General features: G+C 56.6%; 15 protein-coding genes and 1 tRNA gene. 12 read left to right on the top strand and 4 right to left on the bottom strand.

Going from position 1 to position 21412, the window contains the following annotated elements:
• The first annotated feature begins 178 nt into the window (after positions 1-178).
• Genes HDF12_RS07030 through HDF12_RS07020 form a run of 3 tightly spaced genes read left to right on the top strand, consistent with a single transcriptional unit; the run spans position 179 to position 5665 of the window.
• Entirely contained in the window at positions 179-952 is a 774-nt protein-coding gene (locus tag HDF12_RS07030; protein WP_179581838.1) for a P-loop NTPase family protein, read from the top strand.
• Positions 952-2439 carry a DNA polymerase Y family protein gene (locus HDF12_RS07025; protein WP_179581837.1) on the top strand — a complete coding sequence of 496 codons (1488 nt, stop codon included), beginning with the start codon at positions 952-954 and terminating at the stop codon, positions 2437-2439. The genes HDF12_RS07030 and HDF12_RS07025 overlap by 1 nt, the downstream gene beginning before the upstream one ends.
• Positions 2432-5665, top strand: a complete 3234-nt coding sequence (locus HDF12_RS07020; protein ID WP_179581836.1) for a DNA polymerase III subunit alpha — start codon at positions 2432-2434, stop codon at positions 5663-5665. Before HDF12_RS07025 ends, HDF12_RS07020 begins: the two co-directional genes overlap by 8 nt.
• 239 nt (positions 5666-5904) lie before the next feature.
• On the opposite strand, the gene HDF12_RS07015 is transcribed toward HDF12_RS07020, so the two are convergent.
• A complete protein-coding gene (locus tag HDF12_RS07015) occupies positions 5905-6549 on the bottom strand; it encodes a hypothetical protein (protein WP_218892318.1) in 645 nt (214 codons plus the stop codon).
• A 941-nt stretch (positions 6550-7490) separates the two neighbouring features.
• Here HDF12_RS07015 and HDF12_RS07010 point away from each other — a divergent pair.
• The 5 genes from HDF12_RS07010 to HDF12_RS06990 all read left to right on the top strand — a co-directional run bounded on the left by HDF12_RS07010 (position 7491) and on the right by HDF12_RS06990 (position 12088).
• A complete protein-coding gene (locus tag HDF12_RS07010; protein ID WP_179581834.1) occupies positions 7491-8501 on the top strand; it encodes a PIN domain-containing protein in 1011 nt (336 codons plus the stop codon).
• A 32-nt stretch (positions 8502-8533) separates the two neighbouring features.
• Positions 8534-9151 (top strand): hypothetical protein, encoded by a 618-nt coding sequence (locus HDF12_RS07005; RefSeq protein ID WP_179581833.1) that lies wholly within the window; start codon positions 8534-8536, stop codon positions 9149-9151.
• A 3-nt stretch (positions 9152-9154) separates the two neighbouring features.
• The gene (locus tag HDF12_RS07000) at positions 9155-9799 is read left to right on the top strand and encodes a hypothetical protein (RefSeq protein WP_179581832.1); all 645 of its coding nucleotides are present in this window, start codon (positions 9155-9157) and stop codon (positions 9797-9799) included.
• 164 nt (positions 9800-9963) lie between these two features.
• Positions 9964-10419 (top strand): hypothetical protein, encoded by a 456-nt coding sequence (locus tag HDF12_RS06995; RefSeq protein WP_179581831.1) that lies wholly within the window; start codon positions 9964-9966, stop codon positions 10417-10419.
• Positions 10420-10423: 4 nt separating this feature from the next.
• Positions 10424-12088 carry a hypothetical protein gene (locus HDF12_RS06990; RefSeq protein WP_179581830.1) on the top strand — a complete coding sequence of 555 codons (1665 nt, stop codon included), beginning with the start codon at positions 10424-10426 and terminating at the stop codon, positions 12086-12088.
• Positions 12089-12216: 128 nt separating this feature from the next.
• On the opposite strand, the gene HDF12_RS06985 is transcribed toward HDF12_RS06990, so the two are convergent.
• The 3 genes from HDF12_RS06985 to HDF12_RS06975 form a co-directional block, all read right to left on the bottom strand.
• Positions 12217-12303 (bottom strand) — tRNA-Leu (locus HDF12_RS06985).
• Between the two features lie 179 nt (positions 12304-12482).
• The gene (gene mobF / locus HDF12_RS06980) at positions 12483-15245 is read right to left on the bottom strand and encodes a MobF family relaxase (RefSeq protein WP_179581829.1); all 2763 of its coding nucleotides are present in this window, start codon (positions 15243-15245) and stop codon (positions 12483-12485) included.
• Between the two features lie 6 nt (positions 15246-15251).
• The gene (locus HDF12_RS06975; RefSeq protein WP_179581828.1) at positions 15252-17258 is read right to left on the bottom strand and encodes a type IV secretion system DNA-binding domain-containing protein; all 2007 of its coding nucleotides are present in this window, start codon (positions 17256-17258) and stop codon (positions 15252-15254) included.
• Here HDF12_RS06975 and HDF12_RS06970 point away from each other — a divergent pair.
• The 4 genes from HDF12_RS06970 to HDF12_RS22820 all read left to right on the top strand — a co-directional run bounded on the left by HDF12_RS06970 (position 17222) and on the right by HDF12_RS22820 (position 21392).
• Positions 17222-17635 (top strand): hypothetical protein, encoded by a 414-nt coding sequence (locus HDF12_RS06970; RefSeq protein ID WP_179581827.1) that lies wholly within the window; start codon positions 17222-17224, stop codon positions 17633-17635. The genes HDF12_RS06975 and HDF12_RS06970 overlap by 37 nt on opposite strands.
• Positions 17636-18107: 472 nt before the next feature.
• Entirely contained in the window at positions 18108-19019 is a 912-nt protein-coding gene (locus HDF12_RS06965) for a 5'-methylthioadenosine/S-adenosylhomocysteine nucleosidase family protein (protein WP_179581826.1), read from the top strand.
• On the top strand, positions 19016-21022 hold the full coding sequence (locus HDF12_RS06960) for an NACHT domain-containing protein (protein ID WP_179581825.1): 2007 nt from the start codon (positions 19016-19018) through the stop codon (positions 21020-21022). Before HDF12_RS06965 ends, HDF12_RS06960 begins: the two co-directional genes overlap by 4 nt.
• Positions 21006-21392 carry a cytidine deaminase family protein gene (locus tag HDF12_RS22820; protein ID WP_179581824.1) on the top strand — a complete coding sequence of 129 codons (387 nt, stop codon included), beginning with the start codon at positions 21006-21008 and terminating at the stop codon, positions 21390-21392. The genes HDF12_RS06960 and HDF12_RS22820 overlap by 17 nt, the downstream gene beginning before the upstream one ends.
• The last annotated feature ends 20 nt before the right edge of the window (positions 21393-21412 follow it).

The raw sequence follows: 21412 nt of genomic DNA, 5'->3' as shown, positions 1-21412 counted from the left end.
TTGGCTTGTCCGACTTGCGTTTGAAGCGTCCACACATCGCAAAACGCCTGCACAACCAGTGTCGCCGTAATTATTCTTCCCTTATTCTCCAATGACTTACAAGCAAATGCACTCTTTGTGGAGCAAAGATGGTTAGCGGACCAGCTGCTGGACAGGCGAAGATAAGACGAATACGCTTATGCCTTCCGCCTCCGCAATCCGGGTCCAGATCGAAACTAAGTTAGCGCAGCGTGTGCCTGCCGCGCTTACGCTCAAGATCAAACAGGCGCCGGAGGTTTTTGCGAGTGGCATGGCGGAGGTGGACGCCATGCTTGGCGGTGGTATCCCTCGCGGAACCATCACTGAAGTCAGCGGCCCGTCCTCCACGGGCAAGACCTCGTTTGCTCTTTGTACTCTCGCCTCGATCACACAGCTTGGCAATGCGTGCGCCTGGGTCGATGTGAGCGATGCCCTGTCGCCGGAGACAGCCGCGGCTTCCGGTGTGGAGCTGCGGCGGCTTCTATGGCTTCGCATGTCTGCGGAACGCCGGACGAAGCTGGCGGATAAGCCGTGGTCACGACTGGAACAAGCTCTGAAGGCGACCGACCTCATCTTGCAGACCGGAGGCTTTGCAGCGGTCGTGCTCGATATGAGCGATGTATTGCCGCAACACACGCAACGCATCCCGCTGGGGACGTGGTATCGCTTTCGATTGGCGGCTGAACATGCACGCACCGCGTTGGTCTTCCTCACGCAATCGCCCTGCGCCAGCAGTTGCGCGACGCTGTCTCTGCGCTGTGACCCGGCCTCGATTGTGCCATTCAGTAGCCAGGGTGAGACTCCGTTGTTCGAGCGACAGCAGTACCAGTTCGCGCGGGAACGCAATCGCAACGAAGGCTCTCCGTTCCTGCAACGCAAGCCGGCGCAACGCGTGAGCTGGTCGGCGGAGACGCTTTGGTCGAGGGTGCGGTAATGTACGCCGTTCTCCATCCATCGAACTTCTTCGCACAGGCCGCGGCGCATCAGCGCCCGGAGTTGCGGAAGAGACCGTTTGTAGTGCTGGATGGAGAGCCGCCAACCGAGATGGTTTTTGCGGCGAACCATGCAGCTCATTCTCAGGGCGTCGAAATTGGCATGACTCGGCTACAGGTCGAAACATTCTCGAACGTCGTCGCGCTCTGTCGTGTTGTCGAGCATGAGCGTACAGCCCATGCCACACTTCACGATGTCGCGTGCATGTTCTCACCCCGTATCGAGTCGGTGGAAGAACGGCCCGGCACATATGCTCTGGACATTCGCGGCATGGATCTTCTGTACGGCGACGCCGGACAACTCGCGAACAAATTACGACGGAGTGTGATGGCGGCGGGCTTCCTCGCCAACATCGCCGTCGCCGAAAATTTCCACGCTGCGGTATCGCTTGCGTGTGGCAGGACTGGCGTCTCTGTTGTGCCGTTCGGTTGCGAGGCGCACGCGATCGGTCAGCTTCCGGTCACGGCGTTGCATCTTGCGCCGGAGTATGAGGCGACCTTTGCAGCCTGGGGTATTCGCACCTGTGCGGAACTGGCCGCCTTGGCTGAGACCGATGTCATTGCACGTCTCGGACAGGTCGGAAAGAAGCTGCATTCGCTCGCGCGTGGCGCGTGGCCTCACCTGATGTTCCCGATAGAACCGAGCTTTGAGGCCGGTCTAGTGGAGCGCATGGAGCTGGACTTTCCAGTAGAGGAGCTGGAGCGTCTGCTGTTTCTGCTCTCCCGCATGACAACGATGTTGCTGGAGCGGGTTCGCGGGAAAGCACGGGCCATCGCCGCGCTCCGGGTTGTGCTCCGGCTCGACGGCGGCGCTCAGCATGAGCGCACCGTTCGTCCTGCGCTGCCGTTGCAGGATACGGCGACACTGCTCAAGCTCATTCAACTCGATCTGGAGACGCATCCTCCGAGTACGGGGATTGTAGGTTTAGAACTTCACGCGCAGTCAGCCGCGCCGTATCGAGCGCAGCATGGTCTCTTCCTCCCGCAAGCGCCAGAGTCGGGACAGCTCGAAGTGATGTTGGCTCGAATGCGGAAGCTCTTGGGAGAGCAACGTGTCGGCTCACCGGAGTTGACCGACGATCATCGACCGAACGCTTTTCGCATGGTCTCATTCGAGCCGCCGCCGCCATGTCAGAGAGAGAGGCAGTCGCTCCCGACGCCTTTAGCTCTGCGCGTCTCGCGTCCACTGCACATGGTCGGCGTTTCACTTGCGAACCATGCACCTGTGCGGGTCTTATGGGACGGAGCGGCCTATGCCGTCCGCGATGCGGCTGGGCCGGTCCGCGTGAGCGGGCAGTGGTGGTCCGAGGCCAACTGGTGCCGCGAAGAGTGGGATGTCCGGTTGGAGAATGGGACGGTGGAACGGCTCTGTCGCATTGCCTTCGATCCACGCTCCCGCTGTTGGTATGTGCAGGGAACCTATGACTGACTACGTGGAACTGCATGCGCGGTCGGCTTTCAGTTTCCTCGAAGGTGCCACTATGCCGGAGTTCCTGATGCAGCAGGCCGCGCATCTGGAGATGCCGGCGATGGCGCTCCTTGACCGCAACGGTCTCTATGGCGCAGCGCGCTTTCACATGGAAGGGCAACGTCGCGGGGTGCGCGCGCATATCGGTGCTGAGATTGCGGTGAGCGATCTGGGCCAACGCCTTCAACCTGCTGCGTATCTGCCCCATCAGCTTCCTGCTGAGCCTGTACGCTTGCCGCTGTTGGCTGAGTCACGCCTTGGGTACCAGAATCTTTCGCGACTGCTTACGCAGTTCAAACTACGCGAGACAACTAAGGCCGAAGGCGCGGCGGCGGTTGCGGACGTGGAAGAGTACAGCAAGGGTCTGGTCTGCCTGACGGGTGGTATCGAAGGCCCGCTGGCTGCGGCATTGACTCGCGGCGGTTACGACGCCGCATACAAGGCCGTAGAGAAATTGGAACATCTTTTCGGTTCTGGTAATGTCTATGTCGAGTTGCAGCGCCATTTCGACCGCGAAGAAGAGCACCGTAACCGTGCGGCGATCCGTATTGCGCGTTCGCTAAACCTGCCGCTGCTGGCGACGGGCGGCGTCAGTTATGGCACTCCGTATGAACGCGAAGTGCTCGACATCTTCACTTGCATCCGCCATCGCAAGACTCTCGATACGGCTGGGCGTCTTCTGAGCCGCAACGCAGAGCGGCACTTACACACAGCAGGCGAGATGCACCGGCTTTTCTACGACTATCCCGAGGCTGTTGCCAATACCCGCGAACTGTCGGACCGCCTGCAATTTCAGATGACGGGACTCGGATACGAGTTCCCAGCGTATCCCGTGCCTGACGGAGAGACGATGGATTCGTTTCTCCGCAAGCGCGTGGATGAAGGGGTGCGCCGCCGTTATCTTCCCAAGAACGATCCGGCACTTTACGAGAAAGCCAAGCTGCAAGCGGAACGCGAGTTGCGGCTTGTCGAAAAGCTGGGGTTGGCTGGGTACTTTCTCATCGTGTGGGACGTGGTCTGCTTCTGCAAGGACAACGGGATTCTCATTCAAGGTCGTGGTTCGGCGGCGAATAGTGTTGTCTGCTACGCGCTCGAAATCACCATCGTCGATTCGGTCGGACTGGACCTACTCTTTGAGCGGTTCCTTTCGGAAGAGCGTGGCGAGTGGCCGGATATTGACCTCGACCTACCCAGCGATACCGACCGTGAGCGTGCGATTCAGTATGTGTACCAGCGTTACGGCGAGTTGGGAGCCGCGATGACCGCGAACGTCATCACCTTCCGCAGTCGGTCCGCTTCGCGGGAAGTCGGCAAAGCTTTTGGCTTCGATCAGGAGACGGCGGCGAAGCTCGCCGGCCTTATGAGCGCATGGGAGTGGAAGGCTCCAAGCGATACGCTCGCAAATAGCTTCAAAGCAGCTGGTCTCGATATGAAGCACCGGCGAATCGCTCACTACCTCCAGAAGTGCGGCGATGTACTGCGTCTGCCCCGCAACCTCGGTCAGCATTCCGGGGGAATGGTCATCTGCCAGGGGCATCTCGATTCGGTCGTGCCGATCGAACGCGCTACGATGCCTGGCCGGACGGTGGTGCAGTGGGATAAGGACGACTGCTCGGACATGGGCATCATCAAGGTCGATCTTCTCGGGCTTGGGATGCTCGCCGTACTCAAGGATGCGGCTTACCTCGTCCCGCAGTATTACGGCGAACAACTCGACTACGCGCAGCTTCCGCAGGATGACGCTGTATACGACAGTATTCAGCAGGCCGATACCGTTGGCTTGTTTCAGATTGAGAGCCGGGCTCAGATGTCTGCGCTGCCCCGCACCAAGCCAAAGTGCTTTGCTGATCTATCCATGCAGGTTGCCATCATCCGCCCTGGCCCGGTGACAGGAAAGTTCGTCAATCCCTACATCGCGCGCAGGCTCGGCAGAGAGCCAGTTAGCTATCTCCATCCATCGTTCAAGCCGTTTCTGGAACGGACGCTTGGCGTGCCTCTGTTTCAGGAACAGGTGATGAAGATTGGTATGGTCGCAGCGAATCTCACAGGCGGTGAAGCCGAGGAGCTGCGCAAGGCGATGGGTGGTAAACGCTCGGAGTCCATCATTGCCGGGCTGAAGACACGGCTGCATGAGGGCATGACGGCAAACGGATTTGATGCTGCTGCGCAGGAGGAGGTGATGCGCGTACTCGCGACCGTGAAGGAGTTTATGTTTCCCGAATCCCACGCGCACAGCTTCGCCTCCATCGCATACTCCAGCGCCTACACGCGCCTTTACTACCCAGCGGCGTATACCTGTGCCCTCTTCAACAATCAGCCAATGGGTTTCTACTCGCCAGCTACGATAGCGAACGATGCAAAGCGGCATGGCATCAAGATCGTACCTATCGACGTACAACGGTCTGATTGGTTCTGCACACTCGAACAACTGAGCGAGGATGATCGCGTCAGATATGCCGGTCGCTACGCAGTTCGCATGGGGATGAAGTATGTGAAGGGGCTACGACAGAGAGTCGCGGACGCCATCACTGAGAGCCGATTGTTAGACGGACCATACGCCTCTGAGTACGATTTGCGACGCCGTGTTTGGTCGATCAAGAAGCCTGAGCTAACGCTTTTGGCAAAAGCCGGAGCCTTCAACTGGACGGGAGAGAAGCATCATCGGCGCACCGCTTTATGGATTGCGGAGCGTGCTGGACAATCGGCAGGACCTCTCTTCGAGCATGTTCGGGACGAATATGAACTGCAAGTTGCCGCTCCGCTAAGGCCAATGACAACGGAAGAGCGGTTGGTTGCTGATTTTGACAGTACGGGAGTGAGCCTAGGCCCTCACCCGATGGCGTATCACCGGGCAGAGATGAATGCCGCTGGTGTGTTGCCGGCCGCAAGTCTGCGCGGGATGCAGGATGGAACATATGCCCGCATCGCAGGAGCGGTGATTGCTCGGCAACGTCCGGGCACAGCCGAAGGCTTTATCTTCCTTAGCCTCGAAGATGAAACGGGCATTTCGAACGCAATCATCAACCCGCAGCTCTACGAACGGAACCGCATCACAGTGACGCGGGGAAAGTTTCTACGTGTCGATGGAACGCTCCAAAATCAAGACGGTGTTATCAACGTCAGGGCGTCAGCCGTGCATGTACTGTCTCTTAGCAATGTGGACATGCAGTCGCATGACTTCCATTGAAGCTGATCGCCTTACACAGGCAGTAATCTAACCATTTGGACTCAGCCCTCCTACTTCTGCGCAGGAGGATTCTTGGGGCAACGGCTCCAACTCAAGCGCTGTGCCGCGCCACGCGCTTTCATGTGAGCAGGTCAGTTCTTGAACCGACTGCCGATAGCAGCGGCAAGTACGGTAGCCTGCAACCAGCCGAAGAGGATGAGAAACACCCTCGCCCACCGAAGGGTGGTATAGGACACGACTCAATCTTTGGGTTTGTATGTCTGGTCAGGTGCCCACTTGTCGTCGAGGCCAAACTTCACGAGAGGCAGATCGTTTTCGAGAGAGTAGAAAAAGGGGTTGAATCGCGGATAGACGGTGTTTAGCGGAGCGCCGGTCGACCACGCCAAGTAGGCTTCTTTGTTCGTGGGAGCCATCGCGCCTCGGGCGCTCGCACACCAGAAAAGGCAGCTTGCTAGCAGCGTGGTCAGAGCAATGGGAAGCAATACCCACAACGGCTGTTGTTGTAGCCGGGCAAAGCCGATCTTCCAAACGCGCACAGTCTGGTTGGCGGATTTTGCTTGGGCACGTCGAAGTTCGAAGAGGATGCGTTTTGCGCCATCCTCATCTCCCTTCGCTCTCAACAGAGCGGCAAGCTGCATCCATGGTTGCGGCTCGACTTGATCAGAAGACGGCTGAAGCTGGAGCCACTCGACCCGGTCCTCAATCTTCAAGGGATGTTCCCGACCTAGACTGTTATTCCCCCGATCCGCATCGGTTCGGACAGAATGCAGGGTTAACTCTTCGTACTGGAGGCCGTCCAGATGCAATCCACCCGCACTCGGCCAGCTTTCACGCTCATCGCGCAGGTTCTTGATCGTCGCGCCGTTCAACCAAAGCGAGGTCAACTTCGCATCCTGAATACCAGTCCACTGAAGGTCACCCTTGAGGTTCAGGTTTGCGCAATACAGCGCGGCCAACTTGCAACTATCGCAAACGAGATTGCCTTCGAACTGCGCGCTCTGCACTTCCACTCGTCCGAAGCTCGAGAACCTGTCGCAGATGGAAACCGTCCCACGGATCGTGGCTTCCTGGAGAAAATGGCGCTCACCGCCTCGGTCAGCGTCGCGCCGCTCAGATCGATGCTGTTTCCGATCTCGGCGCTGTGCATATGAAGTTGGCCAGCGGCCTGCTTGGTGCGCAAGAGCCGTCTGGTCACCATGGGAATAACGGTCATAGCGGGGTCCTCTCGCATGCGGGCAGTTCCGCACCCACATGTCAGCCTCGACCAGCAAGCCGGTCGAGTGGGGATCATGGGGCTGTTCCGGATTTCGGTCAAATGTCTGGCGTAGGGATCCTGCCCTTGGGGCGAGGGAGTGCGCAGGACCACTCCGCGTGAGCCGGAGGAAGGCCCCGCTCCGCCGATGTCTAGGCAGTCGTCGACTCGTCCCCTCAGGAGACGCTGAGCTGCTGAGTTTGCAGGGTTCTCAGTCGGCTCTCTTTCTCCCAATGGGAGCGAGGGCGAAGATGATGGATTTTCTTGAGAGGGAGAAGGGGCGAACGATGTGCGGCTCTGCCGGTCGTTCGGTTTGTTTCTAACGTTTGGACAAAGAATGGACAAAGTCGGATCCAGGCTTGGAACCGACGATTATGTAAGTTGTTGTATTTATGGTGCCGGGAGGGGGAATCGAACCCCCATGACCTTGCGGTCGGCGGATTTTGAGTCCTTCGGGTAAAACAGCAAGCCATTTATATTCTGATAGTTACCGAGAAGCAACGAAGCTCTGTGTAAGAAAATGTGTAAATTTTAGATCATTATGCAGTTGGCTAACCCGCTACTCTTACATTCATGAATGTCGTTCTAGACACCAACGCTATAGTCTCGCTTGGGCTCACAAACCCGGCGTTTGGCTCTCTCCGTGACTATCTCCGGAAGACGAAATCGCGCCTCTTGCTGCCTGAGGTTGTGCTGGAGGAACTCCGTGCACAGCGCAGATCGGCTGTCAGCAAGTCAGTCCGAAAAGGTCTGGAAGCCGACAAAGAGTTGGCGGCATCCGTTCCTGGTTATCGGCCCGTAGTGAAACACCTGAACCGCATCGATCCCGAAACTGCCGCTGACGCACTCGAAGCTGATCTAAAGACTCTGACTGACAAGGTATCCACGGTCGAGAATCAGCCGGCAGACTTGAAGGAACTTGTTCGGCGACTCGCGAACCGTATTCCACCTGCCTCGCCAGCCGGAGAAGAAGCACGAGACGTGCTTATTTGGCTCGCGGTTTTGAGACTCGCTCGAAAGGACGAACTAGCATTCGTAACCGGAGACAAAAAGGCCTTTCACAAAGACGGAAATCTGAAGCCGGAGCTGGAAAAAGAACTCAACTCAGTCTCGAATGCAGTCGCGGTTTATGAGGGGCTGGATGCCTTTCTGAAGGTTCATCATGCCCGGTCATCCTGGATTGACAAGGAATGGGTGGAGGCCCAAGTGGAGAGCTCCCTCGTAGACTCCGCGATCGAACGATACATCAACGGCAAAGAAAACCGATTGGTAATGCCATCTGTAGACCATGAAGGCGCAAAGTTCACAGGCTACTCAAACTTCGTCCAGGTGGTTCAAAGAGATGTCGAAAACTTTTTCGTATCCGACATGGTATCCGGGGCAATGATGGTGGGAGTTTCGCTCTGGGCGGAACTTGAGATCGAAATCGAATTTGAAATCGGTCAGGATGTCTGGTTGTCTAGGTCGAAGGGACCGACGTCACAGGTCAAAGTGGTTTACCCCGTCATATCCGCCGATCTCCAACTCGAAGTGGCGAATAAATCTCTCAAGAGCGTCACGGTTAGCGACATCGAACGCGCATGAGCTGCGAATATTGGTGATGGGACTTGATGAAGATGTCGAATCGAAGTGACGCAACTCTCTACACAAACAGCATGTCCAGGATTCGCCAGCGCGTCGACCTGATCGAGAAGGTTTTCAAGGGAAGTATGGATCTGGATTCGGATGCTTTTACTGCGGAATTGATTTTCCTGCAGTTCCGGAAAATACTTGAGGAGATGGCCTTTCCATCTCTGGCTGCGAATAAGGAGAAATACTCTGAGGCTCATGCGACGTTTTCCCAACATTGGAACGCATCGCGAATCCTCGAAGCCGTGAGTAAGCTCAACCCTGGCTTCTATCCGATTCCGTTAGGAGCTCCAACTTGGAATGGAGAGATACACTTCGAACCAATCGATAGCGGCTTCCTGACTGAAGATGAGTTCGCAATTCTTTACCAGGCGTCTTCGGAAGTCTTGCATACACGGAATCCCTACCGCGAGGGCGACCCAACCATCCATGTAAAGTACACCGTTGGTGAGTGGATATCACGCATCCAGACACTGCTGTCATGGCACCAGGTTGTCCTATTGGATGGCGGATCGTGGATCGTCCATATTCCACCGAGGGGCCCGGTGCAGGCATTTCCGACGCAGCCCGCAGACGCTCCAGGTGTTAACACTTCAGAGGGCTGACATATGTCGGATACCGAACCAGAAATGAGACGAAAACCTACAGCGACTGGCGGTGTTTTGCTCGACAACTTTGTACTTGTTGTCGGGAGTAACCGAGGGCTCGAAGACTTCGAGAGTTCCGATGATTGCGAAGACCTCATGCGTGAGTTCTTCAGACAGCTCAGTTTCGAATATCACGTTCCTTTTGTCTGTGCTTCTGTGCAGGAGCCTGCCTCGACTTCGACAGGGGGAACTCGCAAGAAAAGGAAGAGCAAAACCGCCGACGCATATGGCCAACCCTATATGCTCAAGCCCAAGATCCTTGAGCGCGCCGTAATGGCCTGCGCGGGAGACTTCAAGAACGTGATGTCGATGGCATTCCTGGACTACGTTCGAGACCAAACACCATTCACTGAATATGGGAGATATTTTCGTCCGCTGTCAGGACTGTCTCCTGCTGAAAAGCACAGTGCGATCCTCGATGCACACAAGTTTCTGATCGAAAGCAAAAGCAGGTTCGGAACGTATGTCGAGGTTCGATTGCAAGGTCGGAGGCAACATGGTCTGATATGGCAATCGATGAAGTCGGGGCATGGCTCGATGACGAGGAGTTCGGGTAACAATGGGAAGTCACGCTGGCCGACATTGAGTTCGAGAAATCCATTCTGAAAACGCCTAAGGTTCACGAATCTTGTTAGGAAGCTATCTTCCAAGTGAAAGCTACCTATCGCAGGTACTGACAACTCACGAATATTGAAATGAAACCTCGGACTTGAATGTTATGCTGTGGGTGCCCCTCCCCAACACTGCTTCTCATTCCAGGAGCAAGTCCAATGGATCTCGTTGAGTATCACTTGAAGCTGGTAATTAATCTTTGGTGCGGAGCGGCACCCTCGCAATATACCGTCGACTCTCAATTGCGTGATATCTGGCAGGAACAGGTTCCTAACCTCGATTACGACACCTATGGAGTCCCAAGCTTCATGAAGCAGATGTATCAGGACTCGTTATTTTCGTCCTGCACTGCGGCTCACAACATTACTTCAGGAGAGCTGATCACAGGTGGAGGACTGCAAACCTTCAGTGCGGTCTATATGGAACTGACACCGTGCGCAAGCGCTCCCACGTTCGCGAAGGCCGATTTGCCTTTTGCACCTACGTTCGCGAAGGCCAATTTGGCTTTTGCAGCTGTGGCTTCGGTGAGCAGCGGGACGAATACGCCGGCGGCGACAAAGAAGTCTGTTGCTAAGAAAAAGTCAGACAAAAAGCCCGCAGAGAAGAAAGGGTAAGACCATGAGTCATTCTCTCGTCCGATTACTCGACGTAATCGGCCTGGTTGGGCTTTGCTTGTTTGTCGCGAGTGGAAGTGGTGTTGCCCAAACTCCGGTTAGTGCCGGGCCGCAATCCCCCAGCCTAACCACTGTTTCAGTCGTCCCTCAGCAGGGCAATAACCAGCAGGTTTGGTTATTGATCGCTCCTTCAGGCACACCGGCCTCAGCAGAATGGTTTGCTGATTCGAGTTCGCCCGGAGGAAACATCGACAACTACACCATTTACGAGGTGACGAACGCAAACTCCTCCCGCGTAAGCTTCAAGGATGTCTCGCCTGACTTTCTCAATTCCTCAGGCCAGGTTCAGATAGTGTTGGACAAAACCAGGGCAGTCCTACCACTCAAGCAGCCTCTGCGGTCAGATAAGACCTATCTGATCGAGGCGAAAGACCCGCAAGGAAACTATCTCGACGCAACAATTTCAGCTTCGCCGACCCTCGCTTCCTCGGATCAGAAGCACATTCGCAATGCCATGTATGTAAATGCGAACGTGCCGCTCAAGGCGACCTATCCTGCAAACACCGTTACCGTCACGTATGACCCCGGACAGGGTCCGAAGACGATCTATCCTGCACGCGTACTCGGTGCGAGGCCAAGCTTAGGCCTCGAATTATGGATTGATGAGCCGTTACCCGCAGGACTTTCAAATTCGCTTCAATTGAAGATTGACGGGCTCATGGATCTCTACGGGGTAGCCGTGCCGGTGTCAGGCCCCCTTCCAAGTGCTGCCAGCGCGCCAACGGACGCGACAAAGGATTTTATCTCCATTCAGATCTCTGCGATCGGTGCCGTCCACAGCGGTCCCACGTACAGTGCCACCGGAGCTGTCGCTCCACTTCATGTTGCGCAGAGCTCCGTTGTTTTGCCGTACTTGATTCACTTCGATCCATCCATCACCTTTGATGTCGGGTCAAAAAATGCAACGACGACGAACGCGGTGACGATACCTTCCCAATTCATCCGTCCTTTCCTCCTTGGACGTCCACGACCTCCACAGAACCTAGCAGATCTGGATTCGCGTAAGCCATCCCATATCTCAATCTTGAATGCGATGGGAGGCCTACGAGCGGAGATTGATACTCAGTATGGGGGAACTAATCTTATTGGAGAGGGACGCGCCGAGTTCTACCTGTCAAAGCTGTACGCTACTGCCAACGCGCGAACTGCGGCTGTCTCAGCTGCAAATCCGTCTATTCGCAGTACGCTCAATCTTCCTGCGAACGGCTGGTCGGTTACTCCGTACATTCAATACGACGGCGGCGGACACGTAAAAGCGCAGTCGATTTCGAATTCGACGGCGAATCTGCCGAACATAGACATTCCAACTTATTCGATCTCGAGGTTCTACTTTGGCTCACAAGCAACGGCCACATACGGAATCAACTCCGTAACCTTTGACGGTTCATGGGTTGAGCTTTTCAACACGGAAACGGCTCCCTTCAAAACCAATAGTATTGTCTATTCGCGAACAGTCTCAGGTCTCCAACCCCATGCTAAGGGCACCTACAACATCAGCCTTGACCAGGCGAAACACTTTTCAGGATCACTCTCGTGGGAGAACGGCCGGACGGCACCGTCGTTCCAGTACCTAAATAAAGTGACGGCAGGGATCCTCGTCATCTACTAACGGCGGAGCTTTGAAATCGTCAAAACCGGTCCCGATCAAACAGGTGAAGCCACCCTCTATGCGATCCGAGCGCGTCCACAGCCTGCTTTACTGGCTGGCGGTCGACGGATGCCTGAATTTTGGAGAGATGGTGGCCGAGGTCGGACTCGAACCGACACGAGGTTGCCCTCGGCAGATTTTGAGTCTGCTGTGGCTGCCAATTTCACCACTCGGCCATAATCAAGATTGTATCGCAAGGAGGACGCTGAGCGTCGTCTTTTATCCGCTTGAGCTATGCGTCATTCCGAGCGGATGAATGATTACGGCACTCCCGGTAGAGGTTCCCCAGCGATTCCTTTTCGTACCATTGTGCCCCGCAGAGGCCGGCTATCACTGTTATCGGCGAAGAAAGTGTTTAGCCAATGCTCAAGCCCCGCGATATTTCCACGCCAACCGACTGCGGCTTGATGGACTGACTCACATCCTTGTCCTGGAGAAATGGCCGTTCCTGAAGTGCCGTAGCCTTGGTCACATTCCGGCTCAGCTCTTGGCCAAGTGTCTTCGCATCGTTCGTATACATCTTCACATCGAATTGAGCGCGCGAGACGGAGACATAAGCCATACGGCTATTCAGCAACTCACCGTGTGCCTGCTCGGAGTCTACATAGATCAATACGCGGTCGGCTGTCTGTCCCTGGCTGCTTTGACTTGTCACCGCATACCCATAGTCAAGATGCGGATGCTGCTTGGCATTGAACTCGATCTCACGGCCTGAATCCATTTTCAGCTTCAGATTTCCGTTCTTGTAGATCTGCTCCACGGTGCCTAGTTCACGGTTTGCAAGTTTTTGTTCGTGATATGGCGCGGTCATCTGCACGCGGTCGCCCTGAGCGAACGTGCGCTCCGCGTCACGGTAGATCGTCACTCCCTGCAAACGCCGGGGATCGTAGTTCAGTTCTTCGCCGCCGTACCGCTTCACCGTAACCGTGTTTGTCTCTCGATCTGTGGCCGTGACGCGAGCATACTCCCCGCCTTGGATTCCGAGAGGCTTGCTGCCTTTCGAGTAACGGAGAACATCGCCTTTCGCGTAGTTCTGTGCGTGCTGCCGATCCGCACCCGTCACATCCTGCCGCGCGTAGAGTACATGTACGCGATGCTCCTCGATGCTGACCTTGCCCTCCGCTTGCATCGCCTGATGGATTGCAGTATTGATCTCTCGGCGAGATTCATTATCCGGCGACACGACCAACGTCCGCTCCGGCGCGCACACGTACTCGCGGGCTATCTCGGCGATGCGCTCTTCGCGGTCTTTGATCTCTAGCACGCGCCCTTGGCTGTTGAGGTTGCCGATAGCTTCGCGGACCTCGCCCCGCGCAAGCTGCTCGACGACTTCCTTCAATGTCGGGTCTTTCTGCCGAATGATATCTTCGAGGTAAGCAGTCAGCAGTCCAGCTTCCTGTAATTGTGCATACGGTCGGCCAGCCTCAACTGCCTCATGCTGCCGCTTGTCGCCGACGAACAACACACGGTCATTTTCCTTCAGCCGCTCGACAAATGTGTGCACCTGCTGCGTGCTCGCCATGCTCGACTCATCGACCACATAGAGCCGCTTCCGTCCATCATCTTCTCTGTCGTCTTGCGCCAGATGGCGCTGTAACGTCTGCGTGTCGATCCCGGCCTCTGCGAGCTTCTGCGCCGCGCGGGATGTCGGTGCCACACCCTCCACCTGATAACCCACACGTTCCGCAGCCTCCCGGACAGCGGCCAGAGAGGTTGTTTTCCCCGCGCCAGCCACTCCCTCAAGAGCCATCATCTGGTCGCGGCTCGTCAATACAGTTTCGACCGCCTGCCGCTGGCTCACGCTCAAATGGATGTGTTCCTGCATCACCTGCTCGCGCACGTTGCCATCGGCCAGCACATCGCGCGTGCCCTGGCCCTGCTTCATGCGCTCGATCAGCTCGCGCTCATCGTCCTGCATCTCGCGCGTCGTGTACGCGCGGCCAACGCGTCCGTCTGACGGCTCTACTTCGATAAGGTTCCCGTCTGTGGTGCGGCGCTCGAACTCCGCGCGTATCTCGGGCAAGCGTGCTTCTCCCATCGTGTGCTTCAACGCATCGCGCATTAGCGAGCGTTCATCCACAACGGCCTCGCGCTCCATGCCACGCGCGCGCGCGTAGCTCATACCATGGTGCGCTGCACGCTGCGACGACTCCGGCTTTAACTCCACGCCGTCGCACTGCGCAGCTTCAGCAAGCACACGCTGCGGCTGCTGACCATACGCAACGGCCATCTTTTGATGTGCAGCCCGGACCTCGTCCTGCGAGAGATGCTGCTTGCCTTCACGGGTCTGATGCGCCGCAATCTGCGCAGCGCCAGCGCCACTCACGCCCGCAGCCTCCATGTGCTCTTTGATCTTCTCCCGTCGCGGACTCGACGCCTCCAGATACTCTCGCGTGTAACCTCTGATCTCCGGCTGCCCATGCTCGCCGCGCTCGATCTCATAACCGAGCCTCTGCAAGTGTGCCGCCAGCTCCGACCGATAGACTGCCGTCGCGTACTGCTGCGTCTTGTACAGCTCCCGTGGCTGCAACGCCCGGTTGTTCCCATCGGATGTCTCGGTCATATTGAAGATGACCGCGTGCGTGTGGAGCTGCGGCGCGGCATAGCCGCCAACAGGGCGGCTGCTGTCGTGCTCGAACTTTGCGACGATCCACTCGCCGGTCGTCTGTGCCGGAGCATTGCCGCCCATCCGGGCCTGCACGTATTTCTCCATCTCATCGAGCGCCACGCGCACACTCTCTTTGTGTGCTTCGCGCACGCGGTCATCGCCGCCCACCAAGGCCGTCAGCGATACAGATTTCGGTGCGCTGAATGTTGCGTCCCATCCGGCCCGGTGCTCCATCGAACGCACCACGTCGCCGCGCTCGTTCGTGTACTCCCGCGCGGCCTGATAGCGCACAAGTTGCTCGCCAGTCTGCGGATGCTGGCCCTCGGAGAGCCGCGCGAACTGCTGCTCCTGCACTTCGCCCCCTAAGCCCCACCGCTCCGCAAGCTGGCCCTGCCACTCGCCGCGCACACGCTCGCCCTCTGTGTAGTAGTTCTCTTTGGCGTTGGCGAACTCCTCTTTGTGGTACGCCTGCGCCTGGCTCGCGCTGATCGGTTTGGAGAGCGTCACCATGTTCTTTTACTCGAAGTAAGGATGCTGTTCGTTGACCTCTGCGGGCTTCTGCTCCTGCTTCTTTTGGACGGTCTGCGGAGGCTTCCGCTGCATGACCGGCTCGCGCTCTCTGACCTCGACTGGCGCGGGCTGCGCGGTCGGCTTTACGACCGCCGTCGTCATCTTTCGCTCGACGAACTTCTCCGCGTTGTTCGCCAGCTCCAGGTACGGGAAGCGCATCCGCAAGACGAGATTGCCATGCTTGAGATAGCCGTGCAGAGGATCGAGGCCGCCGACTTCGGACGCCATGACCAACGGCTCGCGCGTGATGTCTCGCTGCTCATTCTCCGTGTTGCGCGGGAAGCGGCCCCGCGTGCGCGACTCGCGGAAGCGTTCGACCTCGATCTCGCCGATGGCTTTCGAGATCCACTCCGACGCATACGGCTCACTCGTTCTAAGGAAGATCTTCGTCGCAGGCTGCGACAGCATCGCCTCGGCAACATGGCCGTACAGGGCTTCGACCTGGCTCTTTCCTTGGAAGCCCAGCACCATCGGATTGTTCGATTTCCTGTTCTCTGTAACCGCCGTCGTGAGCTGCGGAAGACGTTGCAGACTCGCCAGCTCGTCGAGCACGAACCACGTCTTGCGCTTCGTTGATTCCTCATTCATCAGCCGCAACACGAGCAGGTCAAGCCACAGGCTCATCAGCGGGCGCATCCTCTCGCGCATCGTCGGTTTCGACGTTAAGAACACCCAGCCCTTGCGCGCCTGCGCCCACTCGACCGTGTTCCATCGCCGCGTCGTTTCGCTCTCTTTGGGCAGCAGCCTGAAGGCGTCGGCCACCATGTTCAGAGAGCCAAGGACACCGCTGCGCTGGTTCGCCGCGTGGCGGTCGATCATCGCCGCAAGCTCGGTACCTTCGACTCGTTTGTCGATCTCCTCCGCGTTGCTCATCCAGTAGGTAAGCTGTTGCGGCGTCGGCTTAAGATTCAGCAGATGAGCGAAGATTTTGCGCGGAGCTTCGACGAAGAAGCGGTTTTCTCGGCCCTGATCCGGGAACAAGCTGGCTGCTAAGGTAAGAGCCTCCGCTTCGTGCGGAACCTCATCGCCCGGACTCCAGAACGGACACCGCGCGTCCATCGGATTCAGGATCACGTCGCCCCGCGCTTCGTTGTAAAACTGCGGCAGATATTCCATCGCCGGGTCGTACACGATGGCCGACTCGCCGCGCTCCCATATCTGCGAGAGCATCTGGCGGATGGCCGCGCTCTTGCCCGTGCCGCTGTCGCCCACGATCAGGAAGTGCATCGCCTCGCGCTCGCGCGGGATGCGTGCCCAGTGGCTGGCGTTTTTGTGGAAGAGCTTGTCGCTCCAGCTCATCTCTTCGTTGATGAACATGACCCCATCCGGCAGGTACGACATCAGCCCTTTCGACCGGCCCAGCTTCGTGTTAAACTCCGCCGTCGTGACCAGCTCCGGCCCGCGCAACCTGCGGCCATGTTTCCAGATCATCCGCCGCGCTCGATCCTTCGGAACCGCCACGAACAAGGCCAACACGAAGAACGCGAGCGTTGCATAGACCGGCTTCTGATAGAACTCCCACGACTCATGATCCGCGTACACCGCCTCGCTCATCACCCGGTGCAGGCCACGGTCGTTGAACACCCCTGCCACCCAGGTCAGCCGAGAGATGCCGTCCTTCACGCCCTCGTCCGTCAGCCGGTATCCCGGCCTGCCGTCCAACTCCGGCACCGCCTCGATCTCGTCCCGTATCACGAGCCGCTGCTGGCCCTTTCCGACCACGGCCTCCAACAACGTGTATTTGCTCGATGCCGTCGCCGACGCTTTGCCCCGCGCCCCACTCTTCAGGTAGTCCGACAGGTACAGCCGCTCGGCGGCTGTCCAGCTCCCCTGATACTCCAGCGTCAGCATCCCGGCCAGGAACACGAACGACAGCAGGATCGCCGTCCACGTCCACACCGGCGTCCGGCTCGGCCATGCCTTCGAGTATTCCTTCCGTCCCCACTCCGCCATCGTCAGCCCTCCTCTGGATTGGTTTCGCCGTCCGCCTTCCTTGCCTCCGTTCGTACTGCCTCCGGGCGCTCCCGCGCCCGCTGCATCTTCACCCCGTCGGCCCGCTCGATCAGGCCGCGCATCTCCGCCTCGGCCACTGGCTCACCCTTCGCGGCCCGGAAGTGGAGATTGAGAAGCAGCGACCGCAGGGCCAGAACCTCGGCCAGAGCGACCTCGCCGGAGTCCACGCCCGGCTCCGCCGGCGCGGCCAGCAACGCCTCCCGAACCCACTCGGCCAGGCGCAACCCGGCACCAGACGCACGCTCTTCCAGCAACGCGAACTCCGCCTCGCTGACTTTGGTGCCTACGGATTTTGTACGGAGCGGCGGCTTCAGTGAGCACCGCCTGAACTGGATTTTGGATGGAGGCCATACGGTGGCCGCGCGTCGCAGGAAGGACAGCGAAGGGGCCGGAGACAGGCTAAGGGGTTGCAGCTCATGAGGTTCCCCTACAGCAACGTGCGCTCGCATATAGAGTAACCCGGTTTCCCGGACTTTTCCACTTAGCCGCCTGTTTTCTTATAGTTCCTGCACAGTAACTTCAGGTTACTGTGCAGCTCCCATTCTGGGGTGACGTGTCACCCTGTATCCGCTGCGCAGCAGCGTCGCTGTCGGCCCGCAGCCGCAGCCAGATTCACCCAAGACGCTGCTAGGAAACCACCGAGCACTGCCCGCAGCGCAGATTCAATTCCGCCGTATGGTGCGCTCGGTTCGACACTGGCCGCACTTCCGACACAACAGTGTCAAAGTGCAGAGCCATCAGCCGTATTGTAGTCTGTTGTCTCTAGCAAGTTTATGATCGGGGCCTCGAATGGATTCGCTTTTCATTCGCCTTATTGAGATAATGACTTCAGCGATGCAAAAGCGGACACAACCAGCTCACTTGACCGGAAAGCTCGGCCACGCAACCGTTGCGATTCTCACGATGACGATCGAGGAATTTAAAGGTGTGCGGTCCGTATTTGGATTGAATCAGGAATTGGTTTCAACGGCGTACGCGGTCAAGGCACTAAACGAGCAGAATGACTACCCGGTAGTTCTTCGGCGAGCATCGGGTCAGACGAATGTCTTGTCCAGCCAAATGACGCGAGATATTTTGGAAGATTTCCGGCCATCGTACCTGCTCGTTATTGGAACCGCTGGGGGGCATTCTGGGCGCGATATTAAGCTGGGAGACATCGTTGTCGCGGACTATATCGACTATTCGGGTTACTGGAAGCTCAAGGACGGGGTCTTTCACGCGCGCCGAAATGCTTGCGATCATCCCTCGCTGCACCTGCTCGCCAATTTTGCTGAAGGTCTCAGCTGCAATCCGGAGGCTTGGCAACATCGATTCGCCTCACACAAAGACGGTGAACCTTATCCTAACGTTCTGACTGGTGCAGTCGTTGCAGGCGATCTGCTTTTGGGCGATGCCGATAATGCAGAGCAGCAAAGAATATTGACAGCATACGACAAGGCACTCGCGTTCGAGATGGAGTCCTATGGGGTTGCGCGAACGGTATATGCATACAGGTCTTCCGTGCATTACAACCCTCAATTCCTGATCATCCGGGGGATCTCTGACCTCGTTAATGAAGGGGCGGATGAAAATAACGCTACACGCGCTAAGTGGACCCCGTTCGCTGTTGATGCCGCTGCGACGTTTGCCTTGGTCTTAGTGGAGAGGCTTTTGGGGCCTGGCTTCTCGAAGGGAAACACTCAATCAAAGGGGCGTCTATGAATTTTGTCAAGAAGACTAAAAGTGTCTCGACGGTTCCTACGTGGCGAGCAAATCTCGAAGAGGATGTCTCCGCTTTTGAAATGCCATCTCCTCGGTTTGACCTTCATGTCGAGTTCGCGAGGACGTACGACCGCTTATTTGAACTCACGGACGAAAGTTTGCTCCGTGAAGAAGAACTTCTCAGCAATGCCATCCGGGACGGAAGAGTATTGCTTGCCGGGCGAGGTGGCGGCGGCAAGACTGTATTTCTGAGACGTTGCGCGCAGCGATGCTTGAAACTTGGCTACGTCGCTGTCTTCATCTCTCTCAAGTTTTTTACACAGCAGAAAGCCTCTGTGTGGCTAGATCTTCAAAGCAGATTGGCAAAGGTCGACTTCTTACTTCGGAGCTTGTCTTCTGCAAAATTGGGCATAGCTGAGCTCGACAGCCTTACGCCGTCGGTGCAAAGGGTCCTCCTAATCGACGGTTTGAATGAGGTAGACGCAAAGGTAGCGCAAGAGCTCATCTTCTGCCTCGATGAATATGCCGGGACCGCTATCAGTACATCAGTCGTAGTTTCAGATCGTCTCGTCCGACGAGAGTTTATTTCGCCACACCGGTGGTCGCTCTATGCTATTCAACCCTTATCCCTGGGTGAGGTTCGGGGACAGATTAAGTCTGCGCACAAAACAATTACGAACGACCAACAAACACTATTGAGCAGCCCATACTTTTTAGACCTCTACCTGGCGAATGGGTCGCTTGGGTCAAGTAGTGCAGCAGAGATGGAAGCTTGGTTCGTCGAACACTCGATATCCGCCGATGAACTGCCTGCAGCGGCTGAAGCAGCCTTCCGAGTTTACAGTCACAGATCGCGGAGCTTTCCAGTAGATGAATTCCAAGCGATCGCTGGAGAGTCTACGACTCAAAAGCTTTTAATTTCCGGAGCGTTAACCCTTAGCGGAGAGGATGCGCTTTTCGACCATCATCTGAAACACGATTTTCTCGCCTCACACTACTTAGCAGATCATCGCGAGCTTTGGTTTAAAGATTCTTTTGATCTTGTGACATTCTCGGGAAGCTCATTCGACGCGATCATGATGTGCTTGGAGCAGGTAGCTGAATCGGAGGCAGATGCTTTTATTCGTAGTGTCTACGATTGGAATTTATATGGGGTTGGATACGCACTGTCGGAGAGTCGACACCACAACGTTTCGGAACAGATGCGTCATGTAATGGTGGCTATGTTCACGGAGCGCCGTTGGGACCTTATTGAGCCAACCGCACTCAAGGCTCGAGACACTCTGAAGCTGCTTAGAGACGACGCAGATTCTCAACGATTCTTGAGATATGAACGTTTGGATGAGGTACTCGATTTCATCGGGCGCTCCTGGCAAGGACCATCATGGTTTACGCAATGGAAGGAGCTATTTACAACGAAGCCTAAATCTTCCGTGAGTGATGCGGTCCAACACAAAATCAAAGATGAGGATTCGGTCATCGGATGGACAACGTCTAACGTTCTTAGAAGATGCATTCTTACGGAAGCGCAGCAAGCATATCTTCGAGGCTTGGTCGGTGAACCTTTAGCGGTAGTGAGATGGAGGGCTATCCATACGCTCGGCGCGTTCCCATCCCACGAAAATCTGACTGCTTTGGCAGATGCCATACGGGACAAAGACCTCCTAGTCCGTTATGGCGGCATTCGCTCTTGTTTCGAATCAGCTTCTCAGGCGTCCGAAGAGGTTAGAGGAGAAACATTCGCAATACTCAATCAGAACAGTAAATTCATCTTGGAATATCCTTTCCTCAAAGATGAGATAAGGAGGGCGATGTTGATTCCTCGGGCCAAGCGACCAAAGTCGTGGATCAAGTCCTGCGTACGTTTGATCTCGACTTGGCAGCCATCGGAATCAAATGATGATCAAGAGAAGTGGACACGCACCGCTCAATCTCTTTTCGATCTTCCATTCTCAGAAAACGAATCTGAAGTGACGACGGAGGCAAATGCAATTACGGTCTGACGAACTGTTAAATACAGCTTGGGTGACACGGGATTCTGCCTACGTGATTGGCCCGACAAAAGTGGGTTGCTCTGTGCTCTCTGAAGGCTCGCGAATCTATTCCGGTTGCAATGTCGAACACCGGTATCGATCTCACGATGTTCATGCTGAGGTCAACGCAATAACGAACATGGTAGCGGCTGGTGAACGCCGACTGCTTGCTCTTGCGGTTGTAGCCGAGCGAGAAAGGTTTACCCCGTGTGGAGCATGCCTAGATTGGATCTTCCAATTCGCTGACCCAGAAACTTGTATGGTGTTTTGCCAAGCCGCAAGAAATGGCCCCGTGACGGAGTATCTTCTACAGGACTTGATGCCATTTCATCCCAAATGAATGGTAGGCTCCGGCGTGGC

The sequence above is a fragment of the Tunturiibacter gelidiferens genome (assembly GCF_013410115.1).
In the GTDB taxonomy this organism is placed as follows: Bacteria; Acidobacteriota; Terriglobia; order Terriglobales; family Acidobacteriaceae; genus Edaphobacter; species Edaphobacter gelidiferens.
This window is presented reverse-complemented; position numbering and strand designations above follow the sequence as displayed.